Source organism: Draconibacterium sp. (assembly GCF_041583095.1).
Lineage (GTDB): Bacteria > Bacteroidota > Bacteroidia > Bacteroidales > Prolixibacteraceae > Draconibacterium.
The window spans coordinates 1-10,417 of sequence record NZ_JBFHGM010000185.1 but is presented as its reverse complement, the minus strand read 5'-3'; the positions used below and the strand labels follow the sequence as shown (position 1 = coordinate 10,417).

Genomic DNA, 10,417 nt, shown 5'->3' with positions numbered 1-10,417 from the left:
ACGCATTCCCAGGGTACGCAACTGGTTGTCAATACTTCGTCCCATTCCCGGGGTAACATTGCTGCCACCAAACATGTAACTTCCCCACGGGTCGATATCGTTGGCAATTGGTGCGCGCCAAACCATAAATTCAGGGCCGCCTTCCAGGTACTCAATATTCTTGTATTTCAACGATTCAAAACTTCCTGTTTTTTTATTAATGGAATAGCTAAAATTGTTGCCACTTATCCGTATATAATTTTCATCTTCTGTAGCAGTAACTTTTTCGTTGTTTTCTTCCTCATCAACAAAATAAAAATCGCTTGGCACGGCAAACTGTTCCCAGGCAATTTCGTGGCCTTTTGGAGCCCAGTTTAAATCTTCTTTTAGAAAAAAAGAAACTTCCAGCAGACACTCCGTTGTCGATTCAATGCGCGGCCTGCGGTAATCAATAGTTACTTCGCCTGTTTCGCCTGCCGGAATATCGCAATCAAAAAATCCGCGCTGACTGGCTTCACCATCTACCGTAATCTGCCAGAATCCTTCCAGCTGATTTAAGTTTTTGAAATGATGACGGTTGGTCACTTTCAGCACTCCGTTTTCAATGTCAACAGCTTCAATTTTTACCGGCTGCCCCGACCGTTTGATTTGATTAATTTCCGGCTGAACAGTTCTGTCGGGCCACACAATTCCATAGGTTCTTCCGCCCAAACCAACAGCATAAAAATCACCGTCTTTTTTATCTTCCTCAAAATTCAGATGCAGTACCAGCCCGGCTTTTTCTTTCTCAATATTATTGATATTAACAGCCCGGTTAAACACCCGCACATCGTCAATTACCATTTTTGACATACGCCCCGAGTGTTCGCCCTGATCCTGTGTTTCGGCCTCGCGACCAATACAAAGCGGGAAAGGTGTTGAGCTAATATTTCCAGAAAACGATGCAGTGGCTAACCGTTTATTATCGATGTAAAGCTGCAATTGACTTCCGTTACAGTTACCGGTGATACGATGCCAGTTTTCATAAAAATCCTCCCCCACTTTTGCTTTAGCAGAAATACGTTCGTTTCCAAACACATAAAATTCAAGCGTTTCATCATCAGCCATTTGAATACCATAACCGTGTGCTCCTTTGGCGACAAAAACATTAGGTTGTGATATTTCGGATGGTTTCACCCAAAAATCAATGGTTAGCTGATTTCCGCTAATATCCAGACTCGGATCGCGGTAAAATTCCACCCAGTCATCATGACCGGAAAATTCAAGCCCCCAACCATAAACACCCTGCTGAAACATAGGGCGTCCCATAATTTGTCCGTCGTTTTTTTGAGGCGAAAGATCAGGCAAAATCCAGCGTGGCGTTTTTATTCCGGGGCTGATCCAGTCCCAAATGGCGCCGCCTGTTAATCGCGGGTATTTCCAAATGTATTCCCAGTATTCGTCCATTCCGCCCAGGCCATTTCCTGTGGCAGCCAGGTACTCATCCATAAACGATGCGCGCATATCGTTGGCTGGCAACACTTTCCCCTGTGCCAGGTTTTTATAATCCACCGGAATCCAGTAACGCGGCCCCACCAAATCCTCGAAAGGAATATAAAAAGCGTTTCCGCCGTACATCCACGCGGGACGGCTCGGATCGATCGCCTTTCCGGTTTTTATTACTTCGTTGATATTTTGTCCGCTGCCCGATTCGTTTCCGGCACTCCAAACAATTACTGCCGGATGATTCCGGTCGCGGTACACCAGTTTGCGCGAACGGTCGCGGTACATCTCGGTCCACTCCGGCTTTTCCGATAACCAGATATTGTTGTGCGCCTCATCGCCCACTTCATCAAAAATGTATATGCCCAGTTCATCGGCCAAAGCCATATATTCAGGTGTTGGCGGATAATGACAGGTTCGCACACAGTTAATGTTGTGCTGTTTCATCAGCAGCAAATCCTGCTTTAAAGTTTCCAACGGTACCGCCTGCCCGTGTTCAGGATGATGCATGTGGCTGTTTACGCCATTCAGTTTTACAGGAACACCATTTACGGTTAAAATCTTATCCATGTACTCCACCTCACGAAAACCAATTTTTTGGGTGAAGGCTTCGGTTACCTTTCCATCCGCATTTTTTAGCTGAACAAGTAGAATAAAAAGATTTGGAAACTCAGCCGACCAATGTGGCGGCTCAACCACCAAAGCAGACAACTGCACCTTAACATTTCCAATCGAATCCACTTCGAAATCTTCATGAAGCGAACCATCTTTTAAAATCGACCGGCCTTCCGAATCATAAACATCAACAATTATTTCGCCCGCTGCCGCCTCCGGCCATTGATTCTGAATATGGGTTTCAACCGATAAAGTTGCATCCTTATAATTTTTATCAAAGTCGGTTACTACATAATAGTCGTGGATAAAAGTTTTTGGCTGGGCATACAATTTTACATCACGAAAGATGCCCGACAAACGCCACATGTCCTGGTTTTCGAGATACGAACCATCGGAAAAACGAATCACCTGAACCGACAGATCGTTTTCACCCTTTTTTATAAACGGTGTGATATTAAACTCTGCCGGTTCAAAACCGCCCTGATTGTATCCAACGCGTCGTCCGTTCACCCAAACATACGAGGCCGATTTTATACCCTCAAAACGCAACATCACCTCTTTGTTTTCCCAGCTTTCAGGAACGGTAAATTTCTTTTTGTAGCATCCGGTCGGATTGTAATAATCAGGAATATTCGGCGCATCGTTCTCAAACGATATGGCTACATTCCGGAATTTCGGATGCCCGTAACCTTCCATTTGCCAGTTCGAAGGAACTTTTATTTCATCCCATCCTGTTGTTTCAAAATCCGGCTGCCAAAAATCTACAGGCACTTGTTTTGGCGTTTCCACCCACTTAAACTTCCACTGGCCGTTTAGCAATTTATAGTTCACGCATTTCTTTGGCATATTCTGAATGGCGTCATCAGCCGATGCGTAAGGAATATGAAATGCATGAGGTGCATTTTGTCCTTTTTCAAACACGGCCGGATTTTGCCAGTCGTTTGGAAGAAAGTCAACTTGTTGCGAAAAAGTACTGAGATAAAATGTGAGAATAAAAAACAAGGTGGTCGCTCGTTTCATCATAGTTGTTGTTTGTCCGATTGTTACCCTTAAAAATACTTTTACTTCCCGAAAAAATACCATAAAGTTCAAATCTTTAACAGAAAAAATGGAAAATTTTATAATTCTCAATCAAAGTAGAATAGTATGAATTAATAACTTTGACTCCCAAAATATTTACGATGAAACCTATTCTGCTATTACCTGTTCTTTCGCTTGTAATTCTTTTTGCATGTAACACTGCTCCGCAAAAAAGCGCTGAAACAACACAAAAACAAACGCCAACTATTCATACACTTTGTGATGATGGTGCGTGGTGCTGGTTTTCCGATCCGCGTGCGATATACACCGATGCCGATAAAATTGTTACCGGTTGGGTAAAAAAAGACGGATCGATTGAGATGGCTTCCTTAAATCCGGAAACCGGTGACACAAAATTCAATACCATTTATTCGCAGCTTGAAGTTGACGATCATGATAATCCGGCTTTTACGATGCTTCCAAATGGAAACCTATTTACCATGTACGCCTGGCATTCAACAGGTAAAGGGGTTTTGAGCAATACCACAACAAAGGGTACTGATATTGAAAGTTTTGGAGAGAACGTGGTTTTCAAACCAAAAACCGAAGAATTGCTGACGAATTTTCCAAGAGAAACTTACACCTATGCCAATCCTTTTGTGTTAAGCGAAGAAGATAATAAACTGTTTGTGTTTGGCCGTTGGATTGGCTATAAACCCAACCTGATTATTTCGGAAGACAACGGCGAAAGCTGGAACGAACAATATGTGGTAATGAGCGATGTTCCGTTTACGCTCAATAACCGGCCTTACGTAAAATATTATTCTGATGGAAAATCCAGGATACACATGATATTTACCGACGGGCATCCACGGAATGAACCAACCAACTCGGTTTATTATTGCTATTACGAAAAAGGTGCATTCTGGAAGGCTGACGGTACAAAAATCTGCGATCTCAGTGAATTGCCTTTCCAGGTAACCGATGCGACAGTGATTTATAAAGCCAATGAAGAAACCGGCCGTGGCTGGATTTGCGATCTCGTTGAAAAAGAAGGTACACCTTACATATTGTACTCCCGTCACCCGCAGGAAACCGATCATCGTTACTATTACGCCTGGTACAATGCCGACACAAAAACCTGGGAAGACCATGAAATTTGCAAAGCCGGGAAATGGTTTCCGCAAACGCCAGAAGGCCAAACGGAGCGCGAACCGCATTATATGGGCAACATGACTTTCAACCCGAATAAACCCAACGAAATTTACCTGTCGCGAGAGATAAACGGCGTTTTTGAAATTGAAAAACGTACTACGCGCGATGGTGGAAGTTCGTGGGATATTGAGCCAATTACACAAAATTCAACATTGGATAATGTACGGCCATACATCCCCCGCTATCAGCCAAAAGATGCAAAAACAGTGGTATTATGGATGGAAAACAACAAATACATTCATTACACCGATTACGATTGCAGCATAAAGTATTACGTTGAACCATAGAAAGATAAATCATTGGGCATTGGATTTATAGATTTTCTAATCTTGATTAACGATTTTTGATTGCAGAAGGAATTGCAGATTGAAAGGTTATGAGTCATTGAACTTTTTTAATTTGGCAATTTAATAGTTTTACAATCTTGAACCATTTTTTCTAAAATAGCATCTTTTTGCCCATTCGCTTTCTAAACAGAATTAAAAGTATAATTTTGCGTGTACGCTAACGGAAATCTATTAACTAATAAAATTATTTCATGAAACATCTATCAACTGCAGCAGCCGCACTGGCAATTCTGTTTTCAGCATGCACGGGCAGCAACCAAAAATCAACTGATTCTGAAAAAGAAAAGAATATGTTTACGGGAGCAAAAGGAGAAGTGAAAATTATGACCCTCGACCCGGGACATTTTCATGCAGCTTTGGTACAAAAATCGATGTACGACCAGGTTGATCCGGTTGTAAACGTTTATGCACCTGATGGTGCAGATGTAGAGGATCACCTGAAACGAATTGAAGGCTACAACACGCGCGCCGAAAACCCAACATCATGGGTAGAAAAGGTTTATAAAGGTGCTGACTACCTTGAAAAAATGCTGGCAGAAAAACCCGGCAACGTTATGGTAACGGCAGGAAATAACGGAAAAAAAACCGATTATATTTTAAAAACGGTTGAAGCCGGAATTAATGTGCTGGCCGATAAACCAATGGTAATTACGCCAGAGGAATTTTCGAAACTTGAAAAAGCATTTCAGGTGGCCGAGGAAAATGGGGTTTTGTTGTACGATATTATGACCGAGCGCCATGAAATTACCACCATGCTGCAGCGCGAATTATCGCAACTTCCTGAGGTTTTTGGCACGCTTGTGAAAGGAACTGAAGAAGAACCTGCAATAACAAAAGAAAGTGTGCACCACTTCTTTAAATATGTTTCGGGAAATCCGCTAAAACGTCCGGCATGGTTTTTCGACACAAATCAACAAGGCGAAGGTATAGTTGACGTGAATACCCACCTGGTTGACTTGATCCAGTGGGAAGCTTTTCCTGAAGTTATTTTATCGAAGGAAGATGTTGAAATTGTTTCAGCCCGTCGCTGGACCACTGATCTTACTCCCGAGATGTTTAAAAAGGTCACCTATCTTGATGAATATCCGGAATATTTGAAAAAAGATGTTGATGGGGATATTTTAAAAGTCTACTCTAACGGAGAGATCAATTACAAGCTTAAAGGAATTCATGCCAAAGCATCGGTAATCTGGAATTTCCAGGCTCCGGAAGGTGCGGCAGATACCCACTACTCGATTATGCGTGGAACCAAATGTAACCTTGAAATTATTCAGGGAGAAGCAGAAGGTTATAAGCCAAAACTGTACATTGAATCGACCAACGCTGATGTGAAAGAATTTGCCGGAAGTCTGAATAATGCAGTTACCGGCCTTGCAGAAACCTACCCGGGAATAGCTGTAGAAAAAATTGGCGATAACAGGTGGGTAATGAATATCCCGGAAGAGTACAGTGTGGGTCACGAAGCCCATTTCGGACAAGTAACCGAAAAATATCTGAAGTATTTAGTTGATGGTAAACTTCCGGAATGGGAAGTACCAAATATGATTGTAAAATACTACACCACTACCGAAGGTTTGAAGGCTGCTTTAAATAACGAATGATGATTAACGAAAGTCGATTGCAGATTTAAGAAGTATCTTCCTTAATAATAATCTGTCATCAAAAATCATTAATCGATATACTCAAACCGGGTACCATTGATTTCAATAATTTTGAAAAAAATTGAGGGTTTCACTGTTCGTGAAACCCTCAATAATATTAGCCGCGCAAATCTTTTAAATCTGCGTTCTCAACGTTCTAATCTCTTAAATAAACAAATTCAAATTCGACTGGTCAGCTTCTTCCAGATAAGTAGCCACACCGCCAATTTCAACACCTTCCATTAATTCTTCTTTATCAACGCCCATCACATCCATCGACATTTGGCACGCAATCATTTGCACACCATTTTCCATGGCAGTCTGAAGCATGTCTTCCAGCGAGTCCACCTTTTTAGCCAGCATGCGCTTTTTCATCATTTTGGCACCCACTCCCATCATGTTCATTTTCGAGAGTTTCAAATCGCCGGCATCTTTGGCCATCATCGTACCAAACATTTTGCTCATCATGTCCTTTTCAACATGTGGTTTGTCTGATTTTTTGATCACATTCAGCCCCCAGAAAGTGAAGAACAACGTTACTTTGCTTCCCATGGCTGCCGCCCCGTTGGCAATTACCAGCGATGCCAGCGCACGATCCATATCGTCGCTAAAAACCACCATGGTTTTATTTTTTGCCGGTGCCGCACTTGTTTTCTTACTGCTTTCCTCTTGCTTTTTGCCTTTTTCAATCAGGGCTTTTACTTTTCCCTTTTCAGCAGAAACCGAAACCAGCTTATTACCGGTCATGTTACACCACGACTTCACATCTTTCATAAAACCCATGTCGGTGGCAATTTGCTCCAATCGCTCCCCGGGTTTAATATTTTCAATTTCCTGTTTTAGCTTCAAAATCGGTCCGGGGCACTGTAAACCGCAAGCATCAACCTGAATGGTTTTTACCGGTGCTCCTCCAATTACAGCCTGTCCATTATCCGCTTTTCCGCGATAAATATGGTCGTTTTTGGTAATGTAGTTGGCCTCGAAAATATCTTCGTTACTCTGTTTGCGAATCGAGTGCTCGTAAGTTTTATATCCTCCGCTAAGGTTGTACACTTCGCTAAAACCCGATTGTGTAAGAATCCGGCAGGCAATGTAACCGCGCAAACCAACACCGCAATAAACAATTATCTTTTTGTCTTTTGGCAATTCATCCAATCGGCCACGCAAATCGTCAACAGGAATATTCACCGAACCCTCAATATGTCCCAGTTCATTTTCTGCTGCAGTGCGAACATCAAGCAATACAATGTTTTCTGAATGAAAGTTATGAATCTCATCCCAGCTTACGATTTTAAGTTTGCCGCTCACGATATTTTCTGCCGCAAAACCCGCCTGGTTTACCGGATCTTTTGCCGATGAGAAAGGAGGTGCATAAGCGTGTTCAATGTCTTGTAAATCATAAATACTTCCGCCTTGTTTCAACACCGTTGCAATCAGGTCGATTCGTTTGTCAACTCCTTCGTAACCGATCATTTGCGCGCCATACAATTTCCCGCTTTCAGGGTGGAAAAGGATTTTCAGCGTATAAGGCAAAGCATCGGGGTAATAACCGGCATGCGAGGCACCGTGAATGATATTGGCCGTGTAAGCCATCATTTCATTCTTCAGCGTTTTTTCAGGAATACCGGTTGATGCCACAGTAATATCGAACACTTTGGCAATTGCCGTTGCGATGGCACCTTTGTACTTCCGCGTATTTCCGCTAACAATATTGTCGGCAACAATACGGCCTTGTTTGTTGGCCGGACCAGCCAAATAAATATTACTCAGTTTGCCTGTAATCGGATGCGGAAAAGCCATCGCATCACCCAACACATAAATGTTTTCATCGTTACTCAACAAATATTCGTTGGCAATGATTCCGCCATTTGGAGCGAGCTCCAACCCGGCTTCGCGAGCCAGTTTATTCTCAGGTTTTACTCCAATCGACAGAATTACCAGATCCGTTTCAATCTGTCGTCCCGATTGTAAAGTTACATTCAACACGCCATCTTCGCGTTTAAACGAGGTAACTCCGTCTTTTAAAAAGAATTCCACCTGTTTTGTTTTCAGGTGCTGGTGAACTACTGCCGCCATTTCGTAATCGAGCGGTGCCATCACTTGCTTCGCCATTTCTACGATAGAAACTTTCATCCCCAAATGGTGCAGGTTTTCGGCCATCTCAAGTCCGATAAAACCGGCGCCAACTACAACGGCTCTTTTTGGTTGATGGTCGTTGCAGTAGGCCTTAACCTTATCGGTATCGGCAACATTGCGTAAGGTAAAAATCGATGGATCTTTAATTCCGGAAATCGGTGGTTTGATCGGCTCTGCGCCCGGCGACAATACCAGCTTATCGTACGATTCGGTATACTCTTCGCCGGTTTCCACATTGCGTACAACAACCGCCTTATTTTCGCGATCAATTTTTACCACTTCGTTAAAAACCCGAACCTCAACGTTTAGGCGGGCTTTAAAACTCTCGGGTGTTTGCAAAAGCAACTTTTCCCGATCTTTAATAACATCTCCGATATAATAGGGCAATCCGCAGTTTGCATATGAAATATGTGCTCCACGTTCAAACATTATTATCTCCGCCTGCTCGTCTAAACGACGCAGCCTGGCCGCCACTGTTGCACCACCGGCAACTCCTCCAATGATTAAATATTTAGACATTTCGTATTGTTATATGTAGATATCTATATTTTTAGAACACAAAAATACATAATTAACTTTTGCTCATTTTAAACACAAATGGCGGGTGGTAAAAATTAACACAAATTTAGCAGTCAAACGTAATGACTTTGAAGGTACGGATTGGAGCAAAAAAAAACAGCTCTTTTAAAATGAATTAAAAGAGCTGTTTCCCTGAGAAGTAATTTCCTAAACTATTTAACCGGCTTATCAACAACCAATCGTTTCGTTTGACTGGCCAGCTTGTAAGCTACCGAAAACGCATATTGTGTAACCCTTTTCATTTTATGGTAATCGATTTTATCCAGCTCATCAGTAATTTCGTGATAATCGTCGTGCAGACCGGTTGACAAACCAAGAATCGGCACACCGTTTTTATAAAAGTGGTAGTAATCACTGCGGGTTAAAAAGGCTTTTGTCAATTCATCGCTCGGTACAAGTCCCAGGTCTTCACAAACCTCATCGCTGATATCCAACAGCTCTGAACTTTGCCGTCCGGAAATAATGTACATTCCGTTAGGACCGGCTAAACTTTTTGAATTCACATCCACTGAATCCAGTTCCGTTTCTGCCGAGCGACCAATCATGTCAAGGTTAATATCCACCAGTGTATTTTCCATCGGTATAACCGGATGCTGTGAGTAATAATCAGAACCCAGCAGCCCCTTTTCTTCGCCGGTTACCCAGGCAAAAACGATGCTGCGTTTGGGTTTCTTTTTCATGCTTTGAAATGCCTCGGCAATTTCCAACAGGGCAACAGTACCTGATCCGTTATCGTCTGCACCATTATAAATACCGCCTTCGCCGTCTGTTCCCAGATGGTCGTAATGAGCGGTAAAAACAATGCACTCTTTCTTTAATTCCGGATCGCTGCCTTCAACCACTGCGATGACATTCTTTCCGACAATTGATTCATTTGATTTAATCAGATTAATTTCAGTTGTTAAATTGTTTATGGCAAATGATTTTGGGCTATTACTTTCGAGTATCTCCTGTTGTAAGCCATCCAAAGTTTTCCCTGATCCTTCCAACATTTTATTACCCAGTTCTTCCGTTCCAAAGATCAATCTTATAGGAAGAATAAGCGAGCTTTTTGCTCCTTTTAGGGTCAGACTACCACCGGTTGCATATTTTCGTATACTTTCAATGTATTCGGGATTTGGATTCATCGGATCGTTCACCAAAATCACCGCTTTTGCGCCTCCCATCATGGCTCTCGACATTTTTTTCATTTCGGTATCCATGTCAGGCCCGGATCCTTCTTTAGCCTGTTCGAGGGTGCGGGTCATCACCAACACAATCTTACCCTTTAAATCCAGGTCTTTTGTATCGTTATATTTTGTATCCTCGTTGTACCAACCATAACCGGCAAACACCACTTCCCCCGAAATGGTGTCGTTTTTTGGAGGCCCTCCCAGAGAAAAAATATCTTTTGTTTGGTAACTT

The 10,417-nt window shown here is 42.5% G+C and carries 5 protein-coding genes; 2 read left to right on the top strand and 3 right to left on the bottom strand.

The annotated features are described in order from the left end of the window. The coding region (locus ABZB17_RS15805; protein ID WP_372651437.1) for a glycoside hydrolase family 2 TIM barrel-domain containing protein at positions 1-3,096 on the bottom strand (3,096 nt) is incomplete at its 3' end. A 161-nt stretch (positions 3,097-3,257) separates the two neighbouring features. Between ABZB17_RS15805 and ABZB17_RS15800 the strand changes: the two genes are divergently transcribed. Together ABZB17_RS15800 and ABZB17_RS15795 are read left to right on the top strand one after the other, a co-directional pair. Continuing rightward, entirely contained in the window at positions 3,258-4,598 is a 1,341-nt protein-coding gene (locus ABZB17_RS15800) for a BNR-4 repeat-containing protein (RefSeq protein ID WP_372651435.1), read from the top strand. 251 nt (positions 4,599-4,849) lie between these two features. Further along, positions 4,850-6,259, top strand: a complete 1,410-nt coding sequence (locus tag ABZB17_RS15795; protein ID WP_372651433.1) for a putative oxidoreductase C-terminal domain-containing protein — start codon at positions 4,850-4,852, stop codon at positions 6,257-6,259. Between the two features lie 204 nt (positions 6,260-6,463). On the opposite strand, the gene ABZB17_RS15790 is transcribed toward ABZB17_RS15795, so the two are convergent. Both ABZB17_RS15790 and ABZB17_RS15785 read right to left on the bottom strand, forming a co-directional pair. Further along, positions 6,464-8,953, bottom strand: coding sequence for an FAD-dependent oxidoreductase (locus ABZB17_RS15790; RefSeq protein ID WP_372651430.1), 2,490 nt, complete (start codon positions 8,951-8,953; stop codon positions 6,464-6,466). A gap of 212 nt (positions 8,954-9,165) precedes the next feature. Further along, a partial coding sequence (locus ABZB17_RS15785) for a M20/M25/M40 family metallo-hydrolase (RefSeq protein WP_372651428.1) occupies positions 9,166-10,417 on the bottom strand: 1,252 nt, incomplete at its 5' end.

Coding starts and splice junctions, on each gene's coding strand:
- ABZB17_RS15800 (WP_372651435.1), top strand. CDS start 3,258: ATGAAACCTATTCTGCTATTACCTGTTCTTTCGCTTGTAATTCTTTTT.
- ABZB17_RS15795 (WP_372651433.1), top strand. CDS start 4,850: ATGAAACATCTATCAACTGCAGCAGCCGCACTGGCAATTCTGTTTTCA.
- ABZB17_RS15790 (WP_372651430.1), bottom strand. CDS start 8,953: ATGTCTAAATATTTAATCATTGGAGGAGTTGCCGGTGGTGCAACAGTG.